At 71.9% G+C, this 24,775-nt stretch carries 23 protein-coding genes and 1 pseudogene; 9 read left to right on the top strand and 15 right to left on the bottom strand.

Annotated elements, in window-relative coordinates; genetic code table 11:
• The first annotated feature begins 5 nt into the window (after window positions 1–5).
• Window positions 6–1,718, top strand: a complete 1,713-nt coding sequence (locus ABZ453_RS04530; protein WP_359011476.1) for a cation acetate symporter — start codon at window positions 6–8, stop codon at window positions 1,716–1,718.
• A gap of 406 nt (window positions 1,719–2,124) precedes the next feature.
• A complete protein-coding gene (locus ABZ453_RS04525) occupies window positions 2,125–3,366 on the top strand; it encodes a histidine kinase (protein ID WP_359011474.1) in 1,242 nt (413 codons plus the stop codon).
• A gap of 2 nt (window positions 3,367–3,368) precedes the next feature.
• Here the strand turns inward: ABZ453_RS04525 and ABZ453_RS04520 are convergent, their stop codons facing one another.
• Both ABZ453_RS04520 and ABZ453_RS04515 read right to left on the bottom strand, forming a co-directional pair.
• Entirely contained in the window at window positions 3,369–3,542 is a 174-nt protein-coding gene (locus ABZ453_RS04520; protein WP_133047619.1) for a hypothetical protein, read from the bottom strand.
• A 13-nt stretch (window positions 3,543–3,555) separates the two neighbouring features.
• A complete protein-coding gene (locus ABZ453_RS04515) occupies window positions 3,556–5,382 on the bottom strand; it encodes a protein kinase (RefSeq protein ID WP_359011471.1) in 1,827 nt (608 codons plus the stop codon).
• A 32-nt stretch (window positions 5,383–5,414) separates the two neighbouring features.
• On the opposite strand from ABZ453_RS04515, the gene ABZ453_RS04510 reads away from it, so the two are divergent.
• Window positions 5,415–5,822, top strand: coding sequence for a hypothetical protein (locus ABZ453_RS04510; RefSeq protein WP_359011776.1), 408 nt, complete (start codon window positions 5,415–5,417; stop codon window positions 5,820–5,822).
• Window positions 5,823–5,923: 101 nt separating this feature from the next.
• On the opposite strand, the pseudogene ABZ453_RS04505 reads toward ABZ453_RS04510, so the two are convergent.
• The 5 genes and pseudogenes from ABZ453_RS04505 to ABZ453_RS04485 all read right to left on the bottom strand — a co-directional run.
• Window positions 5,924–6,811, bottom strand: a pseudogene (locus tag ABZ453_RS04505) (PASTA domain-containing protein); the annotation flags it as partial.
• Window positions 6,812–6,930: 119 nt separating this feature from the next.
• Window positions 6,931–7,881: a cytochrome c oxidase assembly protein gene (locus tag ABZ453_RS04500; protein WP_359011469.1), complete on the bottom strand. Its 951-nt coding sequence runs from the start codon at window positions 7,879–7,881 to the stop codon at window positions 6,931–6,933.
• Window positions 7,882–7,998: 117 nt separating this feature from the next.
• Window positions 7,999–9,024 carry a 6-phosphofructokinase gene (locus ABZ453_RS04495; RefSeq protein ID WP_133047623.1) on the bottom strand — a complete coding sequence of 342 codons (1,026 nt, stop codon included), beginning with the start codon at window positions 9,022–9,024 and terminating at the stop codon, window positions 7,999–8,001.
• A gap of 196 nt (window positions 9,025–9,220) precedes the next feature.
• Window positions 9,221–9,949: a glutamine amidotransferase gene (locus ABZ453_RS04490; RefSeq protein ID WP_133047624.1), complete on the bottom strand. Its 729-nt coding sequence runs from the start codon at window positions 9,947–9,949 to the stop codon at window positions 9,221–9,223.
• Between the two features lie 17 nt (window positions 9,950–9,966).
• The gene (locus ABZ453_RS04485) at window positions 9,967–11,205 is read right to left on the bottom strand and encodes a MurT ligase domain-containing protein (protein WP_359011467.1); all 1,239 of its coding nucleotides are present in this window, start codon (window positions 11,203–11,205) and stop codon (window positions 9,967–9,969) included.
• A 122-nt stretch (window positions 11,206–11,327) separates the two neighbouring features.
• Here ABZ453_RS04485 and def point away from each other — a divergent pair, with 122 nt between their 5' ends.
• On the top strand, window positions 11,328–11,873 hold the full coding sequence (gene def, locus ABZ453_RS04480) for a peptide deformylase (RefSeq protein WP_356771847.1): 546 nt from the start codon (window positions 11,328–11,330) through the stop codon (window positions 11,871–11,873).
• Here the strand turns inward: def and ABZ453_RS04475 are convergent.
• Window positions 11,870–12,514, bottom strand: coding sequence for a TetR family transcriptional regulator (locus ABZ453_RS04475; protein WP_359011464.1), 645 nt, complete (start codon window positions 12,512–12,514; stop codon window positions 11,870–11,872). The two genes, def and ABZ453_RS04475, sit on opposite strands and share 4 nt — an antisense overlap.
• 172 nt (window positions 12,515–12,686) lie before the next feature.
• On the opposite strand from ABZ453_RS04475, the gene ABZ453_RS04470 reads away from it, so the two are divergent.
• Window positions 12,687–13,913 (top strand): acyl-CoA dehydrogenase family protein, encoded by a 1,227-nt coding sequence (locus ABZ453_RS04470; protein ID WP_356771851.1) that lies wholly within the window; start codon window positions 12,687–12,689, stop codon window positions 13,911–13,913.
• Window positions 13,914–14,070: 157 nt separating this feature from the next.
• Complete coding sequence (locus ABZ453_RS04465) at window positions 14,071–14,733, top strand: transcriptional regulator (RefSeq protein ID WP_359011462.1); 663 nt, start codon at window positions 14,071–14,073, stop codon at window positions 14,731–14,733.
• Window positions 14,734–14,737: 4 nt separating this feature from the next.
• Here ABZ453_RS04465 and ABZ453_RS04460 read toward each other — a convergent pair whose 3' ends face one another.
• From ABZ453_RS04460 to ABZ453_RS04440, 5 genes are all read right to left on the bottom strand, one after another.
• Window positions 14,738–14,974: a DUF6213 family protein gene (locus ABZ453_RS04460; RefSeq protein WP_133047630.1), complete on the bottom strand. Its 237-nt coding sequence runs from the start codon at window positions 14,972–14,974 to the stop codon at window positions 14,738–14,740.
• A gap of 25 nt (window positions 14,975–14,999) precedes the next feature.
• Window positions 15,000–16,394: an NADP-dependent succinic semialdehyde dehydrogenase gene (locus tag ABZ453_RS04455; RefSeq protein WP_359011459.1), complete on the bottom strand. Its 1,395-nt coding sequence runs from the start codon at window positions 16,392–16,394 to the stop codon at window positions 15,000–15,002.
• 74 nt (window positions 16,395–16,468) lie between these two features.
• Window positions 16,469–16,936 carry an NUDIX domain-containing protein gene (locus tag ABZ453_RS04450; protein WP_359011457.1) on the bottom strand — a complete coding sequence of 156 codons (468 nt, stop codon included), beginning with the start codon at window positions 16,934–16,936 and terminating at the stop codon, window positions 16,469–16,471.
• Window positions 16,933–18,471: an ATP-dependent DNA ligase gene (locus ABZ453_RS04445; RefSeq protein ID WP_359011455.1), complete on the bottom strand. Its 1,539-nt coding sequence runs from the start codon at window positions 18,469–18,471 to the stop codon at window positions 16,933–16,935. Before ABZ453_RS04445 ends, ABZ453_RS04450 begins: the two co-directional genes overlap by 4 nt.
• Window positions 18,472–18,584: 113 nt before the next feature.
• On the bottom strand, window positions 18,585–19,508 hold the full coding sequence (locus ABZ453_RS04440) for an NAD(P)/FAD-dependent oxidoreductase (RefSeq protein WP_359011453.1): 924 nt from the start codon (window positions 19,506–19,508) through the stop codon (window positions 18,585–18,587).
• Window positions 19,509–19,587: 79 nt separating this feature from the next.
• Between ABZ453_RS04440 and ABZ453_RS04435 the strand changes: the two genes are divergently transcribed.
• A complete protein-coding gene (locus ABZ453_RS04435) occupies window positions 19,588–20,178 on the top strand; it encodes an XRE family transcriptional regulator (RefSeq protein WP_359011451.1) in 591 nt (196 codons plus the stop codon).
• 205 nt (window positions 20,179–20,383) lie between these two features.
• On the opposite strand, the gene ABZ453_RS04430 is transcribed toward ABZ453_RS04435, so the two are convergent.
• Together ABZ453_RS04430 and ABZ453_RS04425 are read right to left on the bottom strand one after the other, a co-directional pair.
• Window positions 20,384–21,328, bottom strand: coding sequence for an NADP-dependent oxidoreductase (locus ABZ453_RS04430; RefSeq protein WP_359011449.1), 945 nt, complete (start codon window positions 21,326–21,328; stop codon window positions 20,384–20,386).
• Window positions 21,329–21,531: 203 nt separating this feature from the next.
• Window positions 21,532–21,999, bottom strand: a complete 468-nt coding sequence (locus ABZ453_RS04425; protein ID WP_359011447.1) for a cupin domain-containing protein — start codon at window positions 21,997–21,999, stop codon at window positions 21,532–21,534.
• 161 nt (window positions 22,000–22,160) lie between these two features.
• Between ABZ453_RS04425 and ABZ453_RS04420 the strand changes: the two genes are divergently transcribed.
• Both ABZ453_RS04420 and ABZ453_RS04415 read left to right on the top strand, forming a co-directional pair.
• Window positions 22,161–22,667: a MarR family transcriptional regulator gene (locus ABZ453_RS04420; RefSeq protein WP_359011445.1), complete on the top strand. Its 507-nt coding sequence runs from the start codon at window positions 22,161–22,163 to the stop codon at window positions 22,665–22,667.
• Between the two features lie 22 nt (window positions 22,668–22,689).
• Complete coding sequence (locus ABZ453_RS04415) at window positions 22,690–24,744, top strand: ATP-binding protein (protein WP_359011443.1); 2,055 nt, start codon at window positions 22,690–22,692, stop codon at window positions 24,742–24,744.
• Window positions 24,745–24,775 lie beyond the last annotated feature (31 nt).

The following is a 24,775-nucleotide window of genomic DNA, read 5'->3' as shown; positions in this document are numbered from 1 at the left end:
GCACCATGAACTCCAGCTACGCCGTCCCGGCCGTCGCCCTCGTCGTCGTGGCGACCGTCCTCGTCGGCGCCTTCGGCCTGCGCATCTCCCGCACCACCTCCGACTTCTACGTCGCCTCCCGCACCGTCGGCCCCCGCCTCAACGCGGCCGCCATCAGCGGCGAGTACCTCTCCGCCGCCTCCTTCCTGGGTATCGCGGGCCTGGTCCTCGTCCAGGGCCCCGACATGCTCTGGTACCCGGTCGGCTACACCGCCGGCTACCTGGTCCTGCTGCTGTTCGTCGCCGCCCCGCTGCGCCGCTCCGGCGCCTACACCCTGCCCGACTTCGCCGAGGCGCGGCTCGGCTCGCCCGGCGTGCGGCGGCTGGCCGGTGCCTTCGTCGTCGGGGTGGGCTGGCTGTATCTGCTGCCCCAACTCCAGGGCGCCGGGCTGACGTTGACGGTCCTCACCGCAGCCCCCGACTCGCTCGGCGGACTGATCGTGGCCCTCGTCGTGGTGGCCACGGTCGCCGCCGGCGGCATGCGCAGCATCACCTTCGTCCAGGCCTTCCAGTACTGGCTGAAGCTCACCGCCCTGCTCGTCCCCGCCCTCTTCCTCGCGGTCGCCTGGCAGGGCGACGGATCCCCCAGCCACGCCTTCGAGGAACCGGCGACCTTCCGCGAACAGCGCCTCGTACGCGTCGACGACAGCCTCGACCTCAAACTGGCCGCCCCCCTGACGGTCACCGTGACCGGCACGGTCGACGGCCGCGCCCACGACGGCCGACGCCTCGAACTCCCCGCCGGAACGCACCACATCGCGAAGGGCACCCGGCTGAGCTTCGCCAAGGGCACCGCCGTCCCGACCGCCGACCCCGCCACCAACGGCGGCATGTCCACCTCTCTCGCCATGGGCCGCCAGGAACGGCCGCTGTACGCAACGTACGGACTGATACTCGCCACCTTCCTCGGCACGATGGGCCTGCCCCATGTGGTCGTCCGCTTCTACACCAGCCCGCACGGCGTCGCCGCCCGCCGCACCACGGTGGCCGTCCTCGGCCTGATCGGCGCGTTCTACCTGCTGCCACCCCTGTACGGCGCCCTCGGCCGGCTCTACACGCCCGAACTCGTCCTCACCGGCGACGCGGACGCGGCCGTACTGCTGCTGCCGGACCGCATGATCGGCGGCGTCGGCGGCGATCTGCTCGGCGCGCTGGTGGCGGGCGGGGCCTTCGCCGCGTTCCTGTCCACGGCGTCCGGGCTGACCATGGCCGTCGCGGGCGTCCTCACCCAGGACGTCCTGCCCTCGCGCGGGGTACGGCACTTCCGGCTCGGCACGGTGCTCGCCATGGCCGTGCCACTGGCCGCCAGCGTCCTGGTGGGCGGGCTGCCGGTGGCGGACGCGGTGGGGCTGGCCTTCGCGGTGTCCGCCTCCTCCTTCTGCCCGCTGCTGGTGCTCGGCATCTGGTGGCGGCGGCTGACCCCGCCGGGCGCGGCGGCCGGGATGCTGGCCGGGGGCGGCTCGGCGTTCGTGGCGGTCGCGGCGACGATGGCGGACGTGCCCGGCAGGGGCCCCGCGCACGCTCTGCTGGCCTGGCCCGCACTCTGGTCGGTGCCGCTGGGCTTCCTCACCATGGTGCTGGTGTCCCTGGCCACCCCGGGCCGGGTACCGGCCGGGACGGAGGCGATCCTGGCGCGGTTCCATCTGCCGGAGGAACTGCGGGCGGAGGTGAAGGCGTGAGCGGCCGGACGGACAGGGCGACTGCCACGACGCTCCCCGCCCGCCCCGGCGAAGGCTCGCGCGGGCGGGCTGGGCGGGTGGTTGTGCTGGCTGTGCCCGGGCGTGGGGGTGATGGCTTGTGCGGTCGCGTCGGGTGGGTGGTTGTGGTGGCCGTCCCCGCACGCGCCGGCGAAGGCTCGCGCGGGCGGGCCGGGCGGGTGGTTGTGCTGGCTGTGCCCGGGTGTGGCGGTGATGGCTTGTGCGGTCGCGTCGGGTGGGTGGTTGTGGTGGCCGTCCCCGCCTGCCCCGGCGAAGGCTCGCGCGGGCGGGCTGGGCGGGTGGTTGTGGTGGCTGTGCCCGGGTGTGGTGGTGATGGCTTGCGCGGGCGGGGCGTCGATGTGCCGTCCCGGCGAGCGGAGGTGACCGCATGAGTGGCTTCCTGGCCGGTCTGTGCGTGGCCGTTCTCCCGTTGCTGGCCGCCGGGTTCTGGCTCGGGCGGCGTACCGCGCGGCCCGACAGCCTCGGCGATCTCGGCACCCCGGTCGAGCACGCCACCTTCCAGACCCTGCACACCGCCTCGCTCGCCGCGCCGCCGCTGCGGGCCGGGCTGACCGAGGAGACGGCGCGCAAGTCGGCCCGTCGGCTGCGCACCCTGCTCGGCACGGACGCGCTGTGCCTGACCGACCGCGAGCGGGTCCTGGTCTGGGACGGCGTCGGCGCCCACCACCGCGGCGAGATCATGGAACGCCTCTCCGGCGTCCTGGAGACCGGCCGCGGCGAGGCCTTCCGCCTCAGGTGCGAGACGCCGGACTGCCCGGTGCGCTGGGCGGTCGTGGCGCCCTTCACCGTCGACGACCGGGTGCACGGCGCACTCGTCGCCTGCGCCCCGCGCGAGTCCGCCGTCCTGGTCCGAGCCGCCGGCGAGGTCGCCCGCTGGGTGAGCGTCCAACTCGAGCTGGCGGACCTCGACCAGTCCCGCACCCGGCTGATCGAGGCCGAGATCAAGGCACTTCGGGCCCAGATCTCCCCGCACTTCATCTTCAACTCGCTCGCGGTGATCGCCTCGTTCGTGCGCACCGACCCCGAGCGCGCCCGCGAACTCCTCCTCGAATTCGCCGACTTCACCCGCTACTCGTTCCGCAGGCACGGCGACTTCACCACCCTCGCCGACGAACTCCACGCCATCGACCACTACTTGGCGCTGGTCCGGGCCCGCTTCGGCGACCGACTCTCCGTCACCTTGCAGATCGCCCCGGAAGTCCTGCCGGTCACCCTGCCGTTCCTGTGCCTGCAGCCGCTCGTCGAGAACGCCGTCAAGCACGGCCTGGAGGGCAAGGCCGCGACCGCCGGGGGCAAGTGCCACATCAGCATCACCGCCCAGGACGCCGGCGCCGAGGCGTTGGTCGTCATCGAGGACGACGGCGTCGGCATGGACCCGGTCCTGCTGCGCCGCATCCTCGCCGGCGAGGTCAGCCCCTCGGGCGGCATCGGGCTGTCCAACGTCGACGACCGGCTCCGCCAGGTGTACGGCGACGACTACGGGCTCGTGATCGAGACCGCGGTCGGCGCGGGCATGAAGGTCACCGCCCGGCTGCCGAAGTACCAGCCGGGCGTCCACCCCGCGGGCCGGATCACCCAGGAGTTCTCGGGGGAGTTCTCCGGGGACTGAGGCTAGGTCCCGCTGCGGGTGGCGATCATTCCGAGGGTGAGCAGTCCCAGCACGACCCAGCCGAACCACAGCCAGCCGTTGCTGCCGAGCGCCACCGTGTAGGCGGTCACCACGACCAGACCGCCGACGGTGAGCACCCCCATCGTCTTCGTAGAACCGTCCGTGGAACCGGGCATCGCGACACCCTCCTCAGGATTCGTCCCCCTCCATGGTGCCCCCGTTCTGCCTGCGAACGGTGCACACGACGAAATGCGTGCCCGATTTCCAGGGCCCCTCACTGGTCCAGGACCCCGAGGCGTACACCGACGGATCGAAGCCGTAGTCCCGCGGCGGCACGTCCTTGGCGCACACCGCGTCCGACTCCGTACGCGCCTCGGCGTACGTGACGTCCCTTCCCAACCGGGTGAAACCGAGCACCTGTTCGTCATGTGGGTCCTTGCAGGAGACCAGCCGGGCGTCCCTGTTGGAGCGGGTCAGGAGGCAGTCCCGGCGCTGCATGGTCGCCGTGTCAGCGAACGCGAGGCCCGGCTTCCGGTGTGCGCCGAGCGGCCCGTAGACCGGCCCGTGCGCGCCCAACACCAGACAGGCGATCCGGCGCCGCGCGGCCTCGAAACCGGCGCCGGTCGGCACGACGGCGACCGTACGGACGTCCGCCAGCCCCTCCCGGATCTCCTGCGTCCGCTCCTCGCACCGCGCCGGTCCCAGCGTGCGCGCCTCGTCCGCCGAGGCGGCCGCCACGAACGCCATCACCTGCCCGTCCGGCGCCTGGTCCCGGCAACTGGGATCGAGCGTCAGCCGGGGCGTGCCCCGAAAGCGCACCGCGTCGGGCCAGTCGGCGAGCACGCAGTCACCGTCCTTCAGGGGCCGGGTGAGCCCGACCGCCGTACCGTAGGGGGCCGCCTTCCCGCCGTCGTCCTGTGTCTGGCGGGCCATGGCGTACCAGACGCCGCCCAGGGCCAGCACCAGCCCCACGGACGCGGCGAGCAGGGCGCGCAGGACGCGGGGCAGTTCGCGGCGCCGGTGGGCGGGCACCCGCGCCGAGACCGGCCCGAAGCCGGCCGGGCCGGGACTGGGCGGGGGAGCGGTGGCCCCGGCCCACGGCGGCTGCGAGCCGAGGTCGGTCCGGGTCCGGGCGTACGGCTCGGCCTGCGGCGTCACGATCCCCGACAGTGCCGCCTCCGCCTCGGCCGCCGCCGCCCGTCGCCCCGGGTCCTTCTCCAGCAGACCCCGCAGGACGGGCCCCAGCGCGCCGGCGCGCACGGCGGGCCGCGGCTCCTCCATGACCACCGCGGTCACCTCGGCGAGGTGCGACGCGCGCTCGAAGGGAGCCCGGCCCTCGACGCCGTAGTAGAGCGTGCAGCCCAGCGAGAACAGGTCGGCCGCAGGGGTCGGCGGACCGCCCGTCGCCCGCTCGGGCGCCAGATAACCCGACGTCCCCACCAGCACGGACGCCAGCGTGTACCGCGTCTCGCCGCCGTCCGGCCGCACCGAGATGCCGTAGTCCGTCAGCAGGACGCGGCCGTACGGCGCCCCGGTGCGGTCCGGCGCCAGCAGGATGTTCGCCGGTTTCACGTCCCGGTGCATCACGCCCCGCTCGTGCCCGGCGGTCAGCGCGTCGAGCACGGCCAGGCCGATCCGGGCGCACTCCGCCGGGGCGAGCGGTCCGCGCGTCTCGACCAGTTCCTTGAGGTCGACGGCGCCCGTCACGTACTCCATGACGATCCACGGCAGCCCCTCGTGCTCCAGCACGTCGTGCACGGTCACCACATGCGGGTGGCCGCGCAGTCCGGCCGCGTGCCGGGCCTCCGCCCGGGCCCGGGCCACCCGCGCCTCGCGTTCCTCACCCACGGGGTCCGGATCGCGGAACACGATCTCCTTGAGCGCGACCTCGCAGGCGAGTCTCTGGTCGTGGGCGAGCCACACATGGCCCATGCCGCCGCTGCCGAGCCGGTTCAGCAGCAGATAACGGCCGGCGATGATCCGGCCCACTCCCGACGTCGGTGATCCTGAATGCATCCGGTGACTCCCGGGTTCTGCGGAGGCGCTACGTGATCGCGCCCGAGGCGGACCCGGAGGACCCGGGCCCACTCGGGCCGGGCGCGCTGCTCGTCGGCCCACTGGTGGCCGGGGCGCTGACGGTCGCGGGCGCCGGCGGTGCGCTGCTGGTGACCGGTTTTCCGGGCGGTGGCGGCGCGCTGGTGGTCATCGGGCCGCTGGGCGGAGGCGGCGCGACGGTCGTCGCGGGCTTGCTGCTCGGTGGCCCGGCGCTGGTGGTCGCGGGCTTGCCGGTCGTCCGTCCTGTGCCGGCCGTCGATGGCGGTGCGCTCGACGGCGGCGATGAGGAACTCGGCGGCGGCTGCGAGCTGGGCGGTGCGCTCGACGGCGGTGGTGGGGCGGAGGACGAGCCGGGCCCGGTGCTCGATCCGGACGACGGAGGCGACGGAGGTGACGGATGAGGCCCGACCGATCCCGAGGAACCAGACGGCGGAGGCACCGGGGGAGTGCTCGGTCCCACGGACGTGCTCCCCGACGGACTCCCCCCTGCCGTGCTCAGCGTCACGTACTGCCCGAACCGCAGCTCGGTGCCCGCCGGAGGGTCGGATGCCGTGACCCGGGCGTCGTCGGCGGGCAGCGCCTTGCCGGTGTACCCGGCCGCAAGCCCCTTGGCGGCCAGCTCACGGCTCGCCCGTCCGAAGGTCGTCCCGGTGAGATCCGGCACCGCTCGACGGCTGCCCGCGTCGAAGGCCTTGTCGCGCGTTCCCGTCGTGCCGACCGGCCGGTCGATGCCCCGGTTCGGATCGCCGACGTCGACCAGGGCGAGCCGCTCCATTTTCCTCGGTGCGGGCCGTACGGCCACCACGGAGGAACGTGTGAATCCCTTCCACTTCCGGTTGCCGTTCTCGAACTTGACCGAAATGCGATTCGTGTCATGGATGAAGGGCCGCAGCGGATTTCCGCACGAACATTTCACGGCGGGCGCCCCCTGCTGATCGACGAGGATGGCGATTCCGGCCTGCAGCAAGGAGTCGAAGGGAACAGCATTTCCCTTCCTGTAGTCGTGATTCCGCACGAGTGTGTCGTGACGCAGGAGAACAGGAGTGAGCCGGTCCAGATATCCCGGGATCCGGTCCGTGGAAATACCCAGCGCCGTCGCCCACGCCTGCGCCTTCCGATGATTGCCGGGAGCCATGAGGAACGCCTTGAGCTTCCGGACGTCACAGATGGTCGGCCTGCGTGTGCCTCCGTACAGCCCGGGCGTGTCCCCCTGTTGCAGACTGCCGCGAACGACCTGCGGCCGAAGCGCCTCGTCGTGCCCCAGGCCGCCGCTCTCGTCGAAGAAAGGCGCGAGAGACGGAACTCCCGCGGCCACCGCCCGTACCAGCGTCAGCGGCGTGCTTCGATCACATCCACTGAGCACCAGTACGAATACGAGCAGGACGGCCATCCGGCGAACCGCCGATTTCCCGGCCCTGTGCATAAATGCGCGAAGTGTCATCACCGCTCCCCCCGGCGGTTTTCCCCCTGCGCATCATGCTACTGAAAGGCGCCGAATGACGAACCCTTTCAACGCCCGCGTGCGTTCAATGAGGCCAGATAGGCGTTGTAGGCCTCGAGTTCCTTGTCGCCGTCGCGGTCGGCGGCCCGGTCCTGGCGCTTGGCCTGCCGCTGCTCCGAGCTGTACCACTGGAACAGCAGGGCGAGCAGCACCAGCACCGAGGGAACCTCGCTGAACGCCCAGGCGATGCCGCCGGCCGCGGTCTGGTCGGAGAGCGCGTCGATGCCGAGGGAGGCGGGCGGGTTCTTGAACGTCTCCACCATCGGCGTCGACGCCATCATCAGCGCGATGCCGAAGAACGCGTGGAACGGCATGCCGGCGAACAGCTCCAGCATCCGCATGAGGTGGCCCGGCCGCTGCGGCCCGGGGTCCACGCCGATGATCGGCCAGAAGAACACGACGCCCACGGCCAGGAAGTGCACCATCATCGCGATGTGCCCCGCCCTCGACCCCATCAGGAAGTCGAACAGCGGTGTGAAGTACAGCCCGTACAGGCTCGCGATGAACAGCGGGATGGTGAACGCCGGGTGCGTGATGATCCGCATGTACCGGCTGTGCAGCAGCATCAGCAGCAGCTCACGGGGCCCCTTGCGGCCCTTGCCCGCGGTCGGCAGTGCGCGCAGGGCGAGGGTGACGGGGGCGCCGAGCAGGATCAGGATGGGCGACAGCATGCTGATGATCATGTGCTGCACCATGTGCACGCTGAACATGACCATGCCGTAGTCGTTCAGCCGGGTGCACATCACCAGACCGACGGTCAGCACACCGATGACGTACGACACCGTCCGTCCCGGCGACCACTTGTCGCCGCGGCGCCGCAGCCGTACGACCCCCCACCCGTACAGCGCGAGTCCCGCCAGGCAGGCGACGAGGAAGAACGGATCGGCGGACCACTCCAGCCCCCGCCCCAGCGTGAACGGCGGCAGATCCATGGTCATGCCGTGCCCGCTGTGATCCATCGGACGGCTCCTGATTCGTGGGGGTTGTGCATGTGTGTCCCCCACAGACTAGAACCGCCCCCGGCCGCGCCTGCGACCGGGGGCGACCGCTCGGGACCGTACGGGCTCAGTGGGACGCTAGAGAACGCACTCGGCCTCGTCGTAGCGCTCGGCGGGCACCGTCTTGAGGGTCTCCACCGCCTCCGCCAGCGGCACCATCACGATGTCCGTGCCGCGCAGCGCGGTCATCCTGCCGAACTCACCGCGGTGCACGGCCTCCACGGCGTGCCAGCCGAAGCGGGTGGCGAGCACGCGGTCGTACGCCGTCGGCGTGCCGCCGCGCTGGACGTGGCCCAGGATGACCGGCCGGGCCTCCTTCCCCAGCCGCTCCTCCAGCTCGATGGACAGCTGGCGGGCGATCCCGGCGAACCGCTCGTGGCCGTAGACGTCCTTGCCGCCCTCGTCGAAGTCCATCGTGCCGGCCTTGGGCTTGGCGCCCTCCGCCGCGACGACGATCGCGAAGCGCTTGCCCGCCTCGAACCGCTCGCCGACCCGCCTGGCCAGCTCCTCGATGTCGAAGGGCCGCTCGGGCACGACGATGGCGTGCGCGCCGGCCGCCATGCCGGAGTGCAGCGCGATCCAGCCGGTGTGCCGCCCCATGACCTCCACGACCAGCACCCGCTGGTGCGACTCTGCGGTGGTCTTGAGCCGGTCCAGCGCCTCGGTCGCCACCCCCACGGCCGTGTCGAAGCCGAAGGTGACGTCCGTGACCGCGATGTCGTTGTCGATGGTCTTGGGCACACCGACGATCGGCAGCCCGCTGTCGTACATCAGCCGGGCGGCCTTGAGCGTGCCCTCGCCGCCGATCGGGATGATCGCGTCGAGGCCGAGCTCCTCGACATGCCCCTTCGCCCGCTCCACGCCGTCGCGCAAGTGCGAGGGCTGGACCCGGGAGGAGCCGAGGATCGTGCCGCCGCGCGCCAGGATGCCGCCCACCGCGTCGAGGTCGAGCTTGAGGTAGTCGCACTCCAGGAGGCCCTTCCAGCCGTCCCGGAAGCCGATGACCTCGTCGCCGTGGTCGGCCACGGCTCGGTGCACGACGGATCGGATGACCGCGTTCAGGCCGGGGCAGTCGCCGCCGGACGTGAGGACACCAATACGCATAGCCCGAAAGACCTTCTCACCGTGTAAACGTGGGCCGGGACCGGACCACGTCGTCCGGTTCGATCCCCGCCACCCTAGCGGCAGGAGGGGGCGGGGCCGTACCGTCCGTCCGCCTGCTGGACGGCCTCGCTCACCTGTGCGGAGTCATCGTCAGACGGGCCGGTAAAGACGGGCTTGAGGACAGGTGTACGGCAGCTCAGGCGGGCTGCTGCGCCGCCGCGATGCGCTCGCCGCGCAGCGCCTCGTACCACCGGTCGTCGGTCGGCGGCAGCGCGTTGACGTCGAGCGCCAGCTTCAGCAGCAGGTCGGCGATGAGCGGGTTGCGTGCCAGCACCGGCCCGTGCATGTAGGTGCCGAAGACCGTGTCGTTGTAGGCGCCCTCCGTGCCGTCCCCCGTGCCGTTGCCGTTGCCCAGGCGCACGTTCGCGAAGGGGCGGGCGGTCGGGCCGAGGTGGGTGACGCCCTGGTGGTTCTCGAAGCCGGTCAGCTGGGGCAGGCCCAGGCGCGGGTCGATGTCGGCGAGCACGTCACCGACGCACCGCTCACCCTCGCCGCGCACGGACACCACGTCCAGCAGCCCGAGGCCGGGCTCGCGCTGGCCGAGGTCGTTGATGAACTCGTGGCCGAGGATCTGGTAGCCGGCGCAGACGGAGAAGACGATCGCGCCGTTCTCCACCGCCCGGTGCAGGCCCCCGTCCCGGCGCAGCCGCTCGGCCGCGAGCCGCTGCGGACGGTCCTCGCCGCCGCCGATCAGGTAGATGTCCCCGGAGGTCGGGATCGGCTGGTCGCTGCGCACGTCGAGCCGGGCCACGTCGAGGCCGCGCTGGCGGGCCCGGCGCTCCACGACGAGGACGTTGCCCTGGTCGCCGTAGGTGCTGAGCAGGTCGGGGTAGATCCAGACGACCCGCAGGCTGTTGTCACTCACTGATGTCCCCTGAGTTGTCAGTTGCCGACGCGGCGGCGCAGGTCCTGGAAGGCGGTGTAGTTGGCGATGACCTCGATGCGGCCCGGCGGGCTCATCTGCACGGCCTGGTCGAGGTTCTCGCAGACCTGGAAGTGCTGGTTGGCGACCTCCAGGCGCACCGCGAGGTCCAGCTTGCGGTCGCCGATCACACAGATCGGGTGGCCGGTCAGCCGGGTGTAGTCGACGTCCCAGAGCCAGGAGGTGTCGGTGCCGTCGGCGCCGCGGGCGTTCACCGAGAGGATCACCGGGGTGGGCGGAGGATCGATCAGGCTGAACGTTTCGAGCCAGCCCGCCGGGTTCTTCGCCAGCAGCAGCCGCAGGTCACGGCCCAGGAACTGGACCACGTCATAGCGGCCGGCGACGGCCTGCACCTGGTACATGCGTTCCAGGGCGACCTGCGGCGGCACTCCGAAGACGGCGGCCACGGCGGCCGAGGAGGCGGCGTTGGCCTTGTTGGCGCGGCCGGGCAGCTGGAGGTGGATCGGCCAGGCGGAGCCGTGCGGGTCGAGGACGTGGTCACCGGACAGGGCCCAGCTCGGCGTCGGGCGGCGGAAGCCGCACTCCCCGCAGAACCAGTCGTCGCCGGGCCGCTGCATCACACCACCGCAGGACGGGCAGGACCAGGCGTCGTCCTTCCACATCTGCCCGGCGGCGACCCAGATCACGTTGGGCGAGGAGGAGGCGGCCCACACCACCAGCGGGTCGTCCGCGTTGGCGACGACGACGGACTTCGAACCGGCCAGCCCCTCGCGCCAGTTCTCCGCCAGCATCCGGGTCTCGGCGGCGCGGTCGAGCTGGTCGCGGGAGAGGTTCAGCAGCGCGATGCACTTGGGGGCGGTGTCCCGGGCCACGCCCGCGAGGTACTTCTCGTCGACTTCGATCACGGCGTACTTGGCGTCCGAGCCGCCCGCGAGGGCGGAGGTGATGCCGGCGGGCATGTTGGCGCCGAGGGCGTTGGAGACGACGGGGCCGGCGGCCCGCAGCGCCTCCGCGATGAGCCGGGTGGTGGTGGTCTTTCCATTGGTCGCCGAGACCAGGACGACGTCCAGGCTCTGGGCGAGCCGGGCGAGGAGGTCGGGGTCGAGCTTGAGCGCGACCCGGCCACCGATCACCGAACCGCTGCCGCGCCCGGCGGCACGCGATGCGGCCGCGACCGCCTTGCCCGCGGTCACGGCCAGCTTGGCCCGCGGCGTGAGCGGGTCCGAGTTGCCTGCCATCAGTTCTCGATCCTCCTTGCGTACGCGCCGCGCCTGAAGCCTCTGAGTCTTACGGCAACGTGGTGTGGACCTCAGCCTATCGAGATCTGTTCACGCTCCCGAACCGCCGTACCCTTGCGGCCATGCGAAACGGCTCCATCCCGGGCACCCGCGGGCGTGTCCGGCCCCTCACCCTGCTGGGGGACCCGGTCCTGCACGCCCCGTGCGCCGAGGTCACCGACTTCGGCCCCCAACTGGCCCTGCTCGTGGAGGACTTGTTCGCGACGATGTACGCGGCGCGGGGGGTGGGCCTGGCGGCCAACCAGGTTGGTGAATCTTTGCGCGTGTTCGTGTACGACTGCCCCGACGACGAGGAGATCCGGCATGTGGGCCATGTGGTCAACCCCCGTCTCGTCGAGGCCGACGGGGTGGTGCTGCGGGGCCCCGAGGGCTGTCTGTCCCTGCCGGGCCTGGAGGCCGGCACCGAACGTCACGACCACGCTGTGGTCGAGGGGTTCACGGTGACCGGGGATCCGGTCACCGTGCACGGCACGGGTTTCTTTGCGAGGTGTTTGCAGCACGAGACGGATCACCTGGAAGGCCGCGTCTACGTGGACCGCCTCACCGGGTGGCGCAGACGCAAGGTGCTCCGCCGGGCGGCCAAGGCCTCCTGGAGCGGCCGGGGCTAGAACCCGGGGCTGCCCACCCGGTCGCCGGCCGCCGCGAGCCGTCCCCACAGCAGGTCGGCCAGGCAGCGCACCAACTCGGCCCGTGAGCAGGGGCGTTCGCCCAGCCACCAGTCGCCGGCCGCGTGCATCATGCCGACGATGCCGTGGCCCCACACGCGGGCGAGCTGCTGGCTCTCCGGTCCGAGGTCCAGCCGGTCCTCGATGACCTGGGCCAGTTCCTCGCCCATCCTGCGCAGCAGCGGCGCCGAGTGCTTGCCCACGTCGAAGCCCTGCTCCGCCGCCGTACCGCCCTCCGCGGGATGCATCAGGAACCGGTACACCTGGGGCCGCGCCTCGATCGCCGCGAGGTAGGTGTCCAGGGTTGCCTCCACCCGCTCGCGCCGCTCGGCCGGCGCGTCGAGCGCCGCCCGCAGTGAGTCGAGCAGCGCGTCGGTGTGCCGCTTGGCCAGCGCCGCGTACAGTCCCCCCTTGTCGCCGAAGTGCCGGTAGAGAATCGGCTTCGTGATGCCCGCCTCCGCCGCGATGGCGTTCATCGAGGCCTGCGGGCCGTCGCGCAGCACCACCCGGTCCGCGGCCTCCAGCAGCTCGCGCCGACGGCGGTCGGCGGACCGCTGCTGGTCGGTCCGCTGTGTGGTGTCCATGAGCTCTCCCCACCCGTGCTTAATCGGTAACGCCAGCGCAAACTAACACTCAGCATGCCCTCTGCATCGAACTGGCTGCCGAGGCGTCATCGGGAGTTGACTTTTCCTACCCGTCGGTAACAGACTGGTGTTACCGCTAGTAACACATAAGTGCGCCGCCGCTGGAGGGGACATGGCCGAGTTCACCATGGAGCTCAACGACGAACAGAAGGAGGTCCGGGACTGGCTGCACGGCTTCGCCGCCGACGTCATCCGCCCCGCGGCCGCCGAATGGGACGAGCGTGAGGAGACTCCCTGGCCGGTCATCCAGGAGGCCGCGAAGGTCGGCATCTACTCCCTCGACTTCTATGCCCAGCAGTACTTCGACCCCACCGGCCTGGGCATTCCGATGGCCATGGAGGAGCTCTTCTGGGGCGACGCGGGCATCGCCCTGTCGATCGTAGGCACAGGTCTGGCCGCCGTGGGCGTTCTCGCCAACGGAACCGAGGAACAGATCGGCACCTGGATCCCGCAGATGTACGGCGACGCCAATGACGTCAAGGTCGCCGCGTTCTGCTCCTCCGAGCCCGACGCCGGCTCCGACGTGGCCTCCATGCGCACGCGTGCCGTCTACGACGAGGCCAAGGACGAGTGGGTGATCAACGGCACGAAGACCTGGGCGACCAACGGCGGTATCGCCAACGTCCACGTCGTCGTCGCGTCCGTCGACCCGGACCTGGGCTCCAAGGGCCACGCGTCCTTCATCATCCCGCCGAACACGCCGGGGCTGACCCAGGGCCAGAAGTTCAAGAAGCACGGCATCCGTGCCTCGCACACCGCCGAGGTCGTCCTCGACAACGTTCGCGTGCCCGGCTCCTGCCTGCTCGGCGGCAAGGAGAAGCTCGACCAGCGGCTGGCGCGGGCCCGGGAGAAGGCCAAGCAGGGCGGGGAGCGTGTGAAGAACGCGGCGATGGCCACGTTCGAAGCGAGCCGCCCCGCGGTGGGTGCCATGGCGGTCGGCACCGCCCGGGCGGCGTATGAGGTGGCTCTCGACTACGCCAAGACGCGTGAGCAGTTCGGTCGGCCGATCATCGACAACCAGGGGGTCGCCTTCCAGCTCGCCGACATGCGTACGTCCGTCGACGCGGCCCGTCTGCTGGTCTGGCGCGCCTCCTGGATGGCGATCAACGGCAAGCAGTTCACGGCCGCCGAGGGCTCGATGTCCAAGCTGTTCGCGAGCGAGACGGCGAAGAAGGTCACGGCCCAGGCGATCCAGATCCTGGGCGGCAACGGCTACACGCGGGAGTACCCGGTGGAGCGGATGCACCGGGACGCGGCCATCTACACGATCTTCGAGGGGACGAGCGAGATCCAGCGGCTGGTGATCGCGCGCACCTTGTCGGGGATGCCGATCCGGTAGCGCCGTGGGGGGTGCGGTGCGTTGCCGACCGGTCGTTCGCTGTGACTCGTCGCGCCCGCGCGGCGGAGCCGCATCTCGGCACGGCCCCGCGCCCCTTTGGGGCGCTTGTGCCAAGGTCTGGGGAGAAGTCCCGTATCCGGACCGACGGAGGAATGCGATGGCGCGTACGGCCTCGGAACTCCTGGCCACCACCACCGCCCAGCTGGCTCCCGACCCGCGCTCCAATCCACTGATCCCCCTGATCGCCCGGGGGGAGGCCTCCCGGGACGTCCTCGGGACCCTGGCCCTCGAACAGCACTGGGTGATCCCTGCCGACCGCGCCGCGTTCCTGCATCTGGCCGCACGGGCGCGGGAGGAACCGGAGGCCGCCGCCTTCTTCACGATGCTGGCCGAGGGCGAGTCCCTGGCGGCGGAGCGCCTGAAGCCCTTCGCGCGGGCCTGCGGCATCGACGAGAGCCGCACCCGTTCCTACGCTCCCCTGCCGGGCTGCCAGGCCTACCCCGCCTTCGTCGCCTGGCTGGCTCTCAACGCCTCCCCGACGGACGTTGTCCTGGCCATCACCGCCAACTTCTCGGCCTGGGGCGGCTATTGCGCCACGGTCGCCGAGTCCCTGCGCACCTGGTACGGCTTCACCGCGGACGACTGCGCCTTCTTCGACTTCTTCGCGCAGCCGGCTCCGGAGCTGGACGAGAGGGCGAGGGCGGCCGTCCAGGAGGGACTGGACACGGGGATCCTCGACGAGGAAGCGGCTCACGGGTACGGCCGCCTGCTCCAGAGCTACGAGGCGATGTTCTGGGCCACGCTGCACGGGGTGGCCTGAAGGGTCACGGGGCGCCCCCGCTGCTGTGCGCGATGCACGCCACGTCGATGCGGTCGGCGAGCTTGGCCAGCTCGATGGTCAGAGCCGCCACGGTGTCCTCGTCGAGCCCGCCCTCCCCGGCCTCGACGAGGTGCAGCCACCGCCCGCCCACGGTCCGCAACAACTTGCTGACGTCGGCCGCGGCCACCTGCAGGGTCCCGCGGTCGTCGACGATCAGAGGCAGAGTCACTTCGCGGTTCACACCGGGGATGTTAGCCGCGCAAGCGTCACGCTCCGTGCCAAACCGTCGTGATGTTGCAGAACTCCCGGATTCCGTGCCCGGACAGCTCACGCCCGTACCCGGACCGCTTGACCCCGCCGAACGGGAACGCCGGATGGGAGGCGGTCATGCCGTTGAAGAACACACCGCCGGCCTCCAGGTCCCGTACGAACCGGTCGACCTCGGCCTCGTCCCGCGTCCACACGTTCGAACTCAGGCCGAACGGCGAGTCGTTGGCGATCAGAACGGCCTCGTCCAGGTCGGCGGCACGGTACAGCGTGGCGACCGGCCCGAAAGCCTCCTCCCGGTGGATCCGCATCTCGCGGGTGATCCCGGCGAGCACGGTCGGCGGGTAGTACCAGCCGGGCAGCTCCGGCCTGCGCAGCCGGTGGCCGCCGCACAGCGCCTCGGCCCCGCTGCGCTTGGCGTCCTCGACCAGTTCCTCCAGGTCGGCCCGCCCCTGCTCGCTCGACAGCGGCCCGACCTCGGTGTCCTCCTCCATCGGGTCGCCGACCTTGAGCGCCTTCATGCCCTCGACGAACCGCTCGGCGAACCGGTCGTACACGTCCGTGTGCACGATGAACCGCTTGGCGGCGATGCAGGACTGCCCGTTGTTCTGCACCCGCGCGGTCACCGCGATCCGCGCGGCGCGGTCGATGTCGGCCGACGGCATCACGACGTACGGGTCGCTGCCACCCAGCTCCAGCACCGTCTTCTTGATCATCTCGCCGGACGTGGACGCGACCGCCCGCCCGGCGGGCTCACTGCCCGTGAGCGTGGCCGCCTTGACGCGGTCGTCGCGCAGGATGTCGTCGACCGCGGCGGAGCCGATGAGCAGGGTCTGGAAGCAGCCCTCGGGGTAGCCTGCCTGATGGAAGAGGTCCTCCAGGAACAGCGCGGTCTGCGGGACGTTGGAGGCGTGCTTGAGCAGGCCCACGTTGCCCGCCATCAGAGCGGGCGCGGCGAACCGGACGACCTGCCAGAGCGGGAAGTTCCACGGCATGACGGCGAGGACGGGGCCGAGGGGCCGGTAGCGGACCCGCACCCGTGACGCGCCCGAGTCCTTGACGTCGGAGTCGGAGGGCTCCTCGTCGGCGAGCAGTTCCTCGGCGTGCTCGGCGTACCAGCGCATCGCCTTGGCGCACTTGGCCACCTCGGCGCGGGCCTGCTTGATCGGCTTGCCCATCTCGGTGGTCATCACACGGCCGACGTCCTGCTGCATCCCGTCGAGCAGCTCGGCGGCCCGGTTCAGCAGACGGGCCCGCTCGGCGAAGGTCGTCGTCCGGTACGTACGGAACGTCGCCTCCGCGAGCTGGAGCCGGCGGTCGATCTCCTCCTCGCCCATGGCCTCGTACGTCTTGAGCGTCTCGCCGTTCGCCGGGTTCACCGTCGCGATGGGCATGGCTGACCTCCCTGGGGCGGCTTGGTGTTACGACCTTCCCGCGCCACGCGGGCGACCGCAACGCGTGTGCGTCCTCAGGGCGAGTGCTCCGCCAGGCGGTCGAGAAACGCGGACTGGGCCTTGACGATCACCTCGCGGGCCCGGTCCAGGGTGAGCCACTCCACGCGGTCCAGTTCCGGGAACTCCTGGTTACGTCCGGACTTCGGGGGCCACTCCATCGTGAAGGTGCCGGGGCTGATGGTCGCCGGGTCGAGGTCGGCCTCGACCGCCCACGCCGTGACGATCTTGCCGTTGGTCTGGCGCACCTCACCGAGCGGTACGGCCTCGCCGTCCGGCGGTTCGAGGCCCAGTTCCTCGCGGAACTCCCGGCGGGCCGCGTCCCAGGCGGGTTCGTCGGGTTCGTACTCGCCCTTGGGGACGCTCCACGCCCCGGCGTCGCGCCTGGCGAAGAACGGTCCGCCCATATGGCCCAATAACACCTCCAGGCCGTGATCGGTGTGCCGGTACAACAGCAGACCCGCGCTGCGCTTGCCCGTCGTCACGGCTGCACCTCCGGGTGGGCGGCGAGGAGTGTCTCCACGGTGTCGGCGTCCTCGGGGCGCTTGTCCTCGCGGTAGCGGACCACGCGGGCGAAGCGCAGGGTGACGCCGGCCGGATAGCGGGTGGACCGCTGCAGACCGTCGTAGGCGATCTCGACCACGAGTTCGGGGCGTACGGTCACCACGTGGTCGTTCTCCGCCACGGCGATCTCGCGCAGTCGCTCGGTCTGCCAGGTCAGCATCGCGTCGGTCATGCCCTTGAAGGTCTTGCCGAGCATGGCGAATCCGCCGTCCGCCGCGCGGGCGCCCAGGTGCAGGTTGGAGAGCTTGCCGGTGCGCCGGCCGTGGCCCCACTCGGCGGCCAGCACGACGAGGTCCAGGGTGTGCACGGGCTTGACCTTCAGCCAGGACGCGCCGCGCCGGCCCGCGCTGTAGGGGGCGTCGAGGGCCTTGACCACCACGCCCTCGTGGCCGCGCTCGAGGGTCTCGGCGAGGAAGTCCTCGCCCGCGCCCGTGTCCTCGGGCCCGGCGACCACGACACGCCGTACCCGCATCGGCTCGGGGACCAGCCGGGCCAGCTCGGCGTGCCGCTCGGCGAAGGGCAGGTCGAGCAGGTCGCGGTCGTCCACGGAGAGGGCGTCGAAGAAGACGGGGGAGACGGGGACGGACTTGGCGGCCGTGGCCACGTCCACACGCGAGCCGACGCGTCCCGCGGTCTCCTGGAAGGTGCGGGGCCGCCCGTCCGCGTCGAAGGAGATGACCTCGCCGTCCAGGACGAAACGATTCCCCCGCAGCCGCAGCGCGGCGCCGGTCACCTCGGGCAGACGGTCGGTGATGTCGTCGAGGGTGCGGGTGTAGATCCGTACGCTGTCGCCGGTGCGGTGGACCTGGACGCGAATGCCGTCCAGCTTCTCCTCGACGGCGCAGGCGCCGAGCTTCTCGACCGCCTCGGTCACCGAGGAGGCGGTGTGCGCCAGCATCGGCAGCACGGGACGGCCGACGGTGAGCCGGAACTGCTCCAGGGCCCCGGGTCCGTCCGCGAGCAGCGTCCGCGCGACGGTCTGGAGCGAGCCCGCGAGCATCACCGCCCGGCGCACGTCCGCCGGCGGCGCCCCGGTCGCCTCCGCCAGCCCCTCGACGGCGACGGCGTCCAGGGCGCCCTGCCGTACCTCTCCGGTGAGCAGGCCGAACAGGAAGCGCTGTTCCGCCGCGGTCGCCGCGCCCATCAGCGCACCGACCAGCCGGGTCCGTTCGGCCTGGGAGCCGGAGCCGGAGACCTTGCCGAGCTCGGTGAGACGGGCGTCGACCTCGCGGACGGTGAGCGTGGGGTCGGCGGCGGGGGCGACCGGACGGCTGAGCACCTTCCAGCCGACACCGAGCCGCCCCTGGGGCAGCCGTCCCGCCAGATACGGGATCACGATCGGTACGTCGTCCGCCTCGGCGTCCCGGAACAGCTCGGCGAGCAGAGCGATCTTCCGGGACCGCGCGGAGGTGGCGGCGACCTCCTGGGACACATGGGCCAGCCGGGCAAGCAGCATGCTGCCATGGTGCATCGCGCTCGCCCGGGTTACACCCGGGCGAGGGGGTGTACGTCGGGCGCGGGTGCGTTGCGGCTGCTCGCGTCCGCGCGACGGAGCCGCCGGGCCGTGCTTCAGAGCGCTGCGTCCAGGTCCGCCATCAGCAGTTCCCCGTTGATGGTGGCGCCGACCCGGTAGCCGCGGCTCGCCGCGTTGACCACCTGCTCGGCGAAACCGGAGGCGTTGCCCGCCGCCCACAGGCCCGGCACGCTCGTCTTGCCCCGTTCGTCGATCACGGGGTAGGCGCCGAAGGGCGTCTCGCCCATCTCGGCGCCCAGCCGCTCCAGCAGTCCGGTCTGCGGGACGGGGCGGGGCGCGACGAAGAGCACCGACCGGTCGTGGACCGTCCCGTCCGCGAGCCGCACGCCGGTCAGCCGGTCGTCCTCGACGACGAGACCCGCGACCGCGCCCGGGACGACCTCGACGCCGGCCGCGCCGAGGCGGCGCAGATCGTCGTCCGAGAGTTCTGACTCGGCGACCGTGTGCAGGAAGAACGTCACGTTCTTCGACCACTGCGACACCATCAGCGCCTGGTGGGCGCTCATCGGGGTCGTGGCGAGCACGCCGAAGGCCTGGTCGCGGACCTCCCAGCCGTGGCAGTACGGGCAGTGCAGCACGTCCCGGCCGAAGCGTTCCACGACCCCGGGCACGGTGGGCAGCTCGTCCTTCAGGCCGGTGGCGACGACCAGGGCCCGCGCGGCGACGGTACGGCCGCTCTCCAGGGCCACCTCGAAGCCCTCGCCCCGCGAGGCGTCCACCGCGCGGTCGCGGACCAGTTCGACGCCGTACCGGGAGATCTCCTCGCGGCCGATGGCCAGGAACTCGGCGGGCGGCATGCCGTCGCGGGAGAGATAGCCCTGCATATGGGCGGCGGGCGCGTTACGGGGTTCGCCGGCGTCGACGACCAGGGTGCGGCGCCGGGCGCGGCCCAGGACCAGTGCGGCGGAGAGCCCGGCCGCACCGCCGCCGACGACGACCACTTCGTACTTCTCGGTCATGGGTGACCACCTCCGACCCCGACGGTCGCCCGAGCACTGCCGCATTGACAAACCTGTTTGCCGAAACTGCAATGACTGCATGAATGACTCCACGAGCGACGACACCGACGAGGTCCTGGCCGAGGTCGGGCCCCGGCTGAGGCGGATCCGCAAGGAGCGCGGCGCCACGCTCGCCGGGCTCTCGGCGGCCACCGGCATCTCGGTGAGCACGCTGTCCCGGCTGGAGTCCGGGCTGCGCAGGCCGAGCCTGGAGCTGCTGCTGCCGATCGCGCGGGCGCACCAGGTGCCCCTGGACGAGCTGGTCGGGGCCCCGCCGGTCGGCGATCCACGGGTGCGGGCCAAGCCGCTGGAGCGCGGCGGGCACACCTTCTGGCCGCTCAGCAGGCAGCCCGGCGGGCTGCAGGCGTACAAGATCCTCACCTCGCCCGGCAGACGCGAGCCGGATCCGCGCACGCACGAGGGCTATGAGTGGCTGTACGTGCTCTCCGGGCGGCTGCGCCTGGTGCTGGGCGAGCACGACCTGGTGCTCGGGCCGGGCGAGGTGGCCGAGTTCGACACCCGGGTGCCGCACTGGTTCGGGTCGACGGGGGAGGGGCCGGTGGAGTGCCTGAGCCTGTTCGGTCCGCAGGGGGAGCGGATGCATGTGCGGGCGCGGCCGAAGCGGTCGTAGGTCCGCGGGGTCGGTCCGCGGTGACTTGACACCCTCGGCGGGCATCCTGCCGTCGGGCAGTTCGCCGCGCAGCACCGCCGCCCCCGCGTCGATGATGTCGCCGATGTCGAAGCCCGCCGTGTCTGCCGCGACTTCCCGCGGCGCCGATGATCGGCTCCCACAGGCGCGCCGCACCGCGACGTCCCCCACCGCCGATGGTGCGGCGTCAGGCCGCGGGCGGGACGACGATGACCTTGCCGTGCACCGCGCCGTCGGCGGCCCGGGCGTGCAGGGCCGGCAGGTCGGCCAGCGGCACCCGTTCGGCGACGTCGATGTGCAGGTGTCCGCCGTCGGTGAGGGTCACCAGGTGTGCCAGCTGCTGCGCGTCGCTGCGGACGAACAGGTCGACGCCGCGTACGTCGCGCTCCTCGTCGGAAGGCGCGGGCATCCACACCGTGGTGTTCACCAGGACTCCGCCGGGGCGGATCAGGCCGGGGAGCGCGGCCAGCTGCGCCGGGTCGACGGGGGCGAGGTTGAGGACGACGTCGACCGGCTCGGTCACCGCGGTGGTCACCTCCGTGGAGGTGTGGTCGACGACCTCGTCGGCGCCCGCCGTCCTGACCTGCTCGCCGCTGCGGGGGCCGGCTGTGGCGATGACGTGGGCGCCGGCGTTCTTGGCCAGCTGCACGGCGTAGCCGCCGACGGCTCCGCCGGCGCCGTTGACCAGCACCCGCTGTCCCGCCGTCAGCTTGCCGTGGTCGAACAGCGCCTGCCATGCGGTGAGGCCCACCAGCGGCAGGGCGGCGGCGTCGGGCAGCGGGACGCTCTTGGGGGCCGGTGTGAGGATGTCGGCCGGGGCGAGGACGTACTGGGCGGCGGCGCCGGGCTTGTCCATGGGCAGGAAGCCGATGACGTCGTCGCCGACCGCGATGCCGTCCACGCCCTCGCCCAGCGCGTCGATGGTGCCGGCGACGTCGATGCCGGGGGTGTGCGGCAGGACCACCGGGATGGGGCCCTGCATGAAGCCGCCGCGGATGTTGCCGTCGACGGGGTTGAACGAGGTCGCGGCCACCCGGATGCGGACCTGACCGGGCCCGGGGACGGGCAGGTCCACGTCCTCGTAGCGCAGGACGCCGGGGTCGCCGTACTCGTGGAAACGCACAGCCTTCATTTCGGTTCTCACCTTCACTGCGATCCGATGTGCTTCGAATTCGAAGCAACTGCCGCCGACGATACATCTGCTTCGAATTCGAAGCAAGTGGTGTGTCGGCAACCACGACCGTGGGCACGGGGTGGGCACGGGCGCCGGTCAGGCGTCTGCGCATGCCCTCGGTGCCGGTGCAGCTCTGCCATCTCGACCTCGGCGGGCCACTCTCACCGGGGAGGACCGAGGATGATGTTGCCGGACAGTTCCGCGGCCTCGGCCAGCAGCTGTGGGGAGATCTCGAACCCCTCCGGGCGTGGTTCGCGAAGGTCACGGCCGGCGTGGCGGAACATCTTCTCCAGCCCTCCGGGCGTCGAGATGAGCAGGAGATCCGCCTTCTCGGAGGTGATGCGGTAACCGTGCGGAACGCGCCGGGGCAGGAAGACGATGCCGCCCTCCCGCAACTCGTGCTCCACGTCGTCGGCCCACACCAGCGCCGAACCGGAGAGGAGCAGGAAGACCTCGTCCTCGTTGTTGTGGACGTGGTACGGCGGCGCCTCACCCTTGCCGACGTCGAAGCGGCCGACGGTCAGCTGCCCGCCGGTCGCCTCGGCGTCGAGCAGGACACTGAAGACGCTGCCGGCGATCCACTCGAGCTGCTGCTGGTCCTCGCGTTGGGCAAGGTAGGGGATGCTCATGGCCGGTCCTCGGGTTCCGTGGGCGGCGGCGCCGTCCTCCTGTTCGCAACCCTGTGTCGCACCGCTGCCCGATCTGAAGGGGCAGCGGTGCTCAGTGGGGTCCACCGCTGCCCACACCGGACGCTCCACTCTCTTCGAATTCGAAGCAGTACACTCCGGTCATGCCTGAATCGCCGCCGTCGCTCGACCCCGAACAGCTGGGCGCCTACTTCTCCCTCATCGAGGTGGCCAGCCTGCTCCGGCACGCGGTCGATCAGCAGCTGCGCGAGAGCGGCGATCTCAGTTACGTGCAGTTCCAGCTGCTGGCCCGCCTCGGCGACTCACCCACGGGCAGCCACCGCATGACCGATCTGGCCGACGGCGTCGTCTACAGCCGCAGCGGCCTGACCTACCAGGTGGGTCTGCTGGAGAAGGACGGCCTGGTCGTCCGGGCTCCTTCGCCGGACGACGAGCGCGGCGTCACCGTCACCATCACCGACGCCGGGCGCGCGCTGCTCGGCAAGGTGCTGCCGGGACACATCGAGGTGGTCAACGGCCTTCTCTTCGAGCCGCTTTCGCGCGACGACGTCAAGGCGCTCGCCGGCCTGCTGGCGCCGGTGCGCGACCACATGCGCTCGACACCGCCCCGCTCGGCCGCGCCTCGCCGCCGCAAGGATCTCCGAAGCTGACGCAACCAGGAAGGAGCCCGGATTGGGAGCGGCGGGACTGGCGGGGCGGCTGGCCGCGGCACGAGCCGGAGCGCTGGTGGGGAGGGAGCCGGAGCGGGCGCTGCTCGACCGGATGCTGTCGGGCGCGGCGGACGCCCCGCTCGTGGCGTACCTGCACGGCCCCGGCGGCATCGGCAAGTCCTCGCTGGTGCGCTACGCCGCCCGGCAGGCCGAACTGGCCGGCCGCCGCGTGGTGCACGTGGACGGACGGTTCCTCGACGCCGATCCGCGCCGGCTCGAGGAGGCGGCGGCCCCGGCGTGCGCCGAAGCCGGCGCGGTGCTGCTCATCGACACCTTCGAGCAGTGCCAGCCACTCGAGGCATGGCTGCGCGAGACCTTTCTGCCGCGGCTCGCCGACCATACGGTCGTGGTCGTGGCCGGCAGGGTCGCCCCCGACCCCGAATGGTCACTGGACCCCGGATGGGCGCAGCTGTTCACCGCACTGGCCGTACGGCCGCTCGACGCCGCCCAGTCCCACGCCCTGCTCGCCGCCCGGGGGGTGCCCGCCGAACAGCGCGGCGCGTTCGTCGCCTTCGCCGGAGGCAGTCCGCTCGCCCTCTCGCTCGCGGCCTGGGTGCCCCCGGCCGCACCCGGCACACCCTGGGAGCCGACCGGTGACGTCCTGACGACCCTGGTCGAACGGCTCGTGGGCGACCTGCCCAGCGCCGTCCACCGGCGCGCCCTCGAGGTCGTCGCACAGGCCTACGTCACCCGCGAACCCCTGCTGCGCGCGGTGCTGGGAGACGAGGACACCGACGTGGTGTTCTCCTGGCTGCGCCAACTGCCCTACATCGAGGCCACTCCAGAGGGGCTGCACCCGCATGACGCGGTGCGGGCGACCCTCGAGGCCGACCTGCGCTGGCGGGACCCCGAGCGCTACGACGACGTACGCGTCCGTATCTCCCTCGCCGGCCTGCGGGCCGTGCGCGCCGCCGCCCCCGACGACGCGCTGCTGCGGGTCGCGGAGTGGATGTTCCTCTTCCGCCACCGGGGCGGACCGGACGACCTGTACAACTACCGGACGCATCCGCACATCGAGGACACTCCGCTCCGGCCCGAGGACGTGTCCGGCGTGCTGCGCATGGCCGAGGAGGCGGAGGGCCCGGCATCGGCGGCGGCGGTCGAGCACTGGGTGCGCCGCCAGCCGGAGGCCTTCCGCGTCCACCGCCATGCGGGCTCGTCCGCACCCGTGTCCTTCATGGCCATTCTGCGGCTGGACGCACCGCTGCCCGAGGACTGTGCCGAGGACCCGGTGATCGCGGCCGTCTGGGAGCTGGTGGAGACCGCCGCTCCGCTGCGGGCGGGCGAACACCTGGGCATCCGCCGCTTCGCGGTGCAGTCCGGCGGGAACCAGCGGCCGTCGCCCCTGATGGAACTCATCAGCCGGCGCGCCATCGGTGAGGAGATGAGGACCCACGGGCGCGCGGTGACCTTCACGGTCTTCGAGGACGCCGACCGGTGGGGGCGCTACCTCGCCGAGGCAGGGATGCCGGAGGTCGCGGCGGTGGACGTCGGAGGGCGGCGACAGCATGTCTTCGGCCGGGACTGGCGACGGCAGACGATGGAGCACTGGGTGCAGCACCGGGCCCGTGCGGTGGTCACCCCTGTGGCGACCTGGCCCTCGACCGTCGCCAGGAGCGGGCCGGGCGACCAGTCGGCGCGTGCCGCGTTCGCGGAAGCCGTGCTGGAGGCGCTGCGCACCTGGCACACGCCCCGGGCGTTCGCGACCAGTGTTCTGCTGAACTCCCATCTCGTGCCGCCGGGTTCGGCCGACCCGGCCGCCGACCTGCGCCGCGCCATCGTCACCGCCCTCGACGCGCTGCAGACCGACCCCGCGGGCGTCAAGGCCCACGAGGCCCTCACCGCCACCTACGTCACCGCCTGCCGCACCCACAAGGCCGCCGCCCGACGGCTCGGGGTGCCCTACGGCACCTACCGGCGCCACCTCGCCCTGGCCAAGGAACGCCTCATCGAACAACTCCTGCGGCAACCGTCCGCGCCACCGGACCTCACCGCGGACTCCCGTGGACAGCGCTGAGAACCGTTGAGAGGTGTGGTGCGGCCCAGCG

This window comes from Streptomyces sp. NPDC005799 (genome assembly GCF_040630525.1).
Taxonomy (GTDB): Bacteria; Actinomycetota; Actinomycetes; order Streptomycetales; family Streptomycetaceae; genus Streptomyces; species Streptomyces griseorubiginosus_B.
This window is presented reverse-complemented; position numbering and strand designations above follow the sequence as displayed.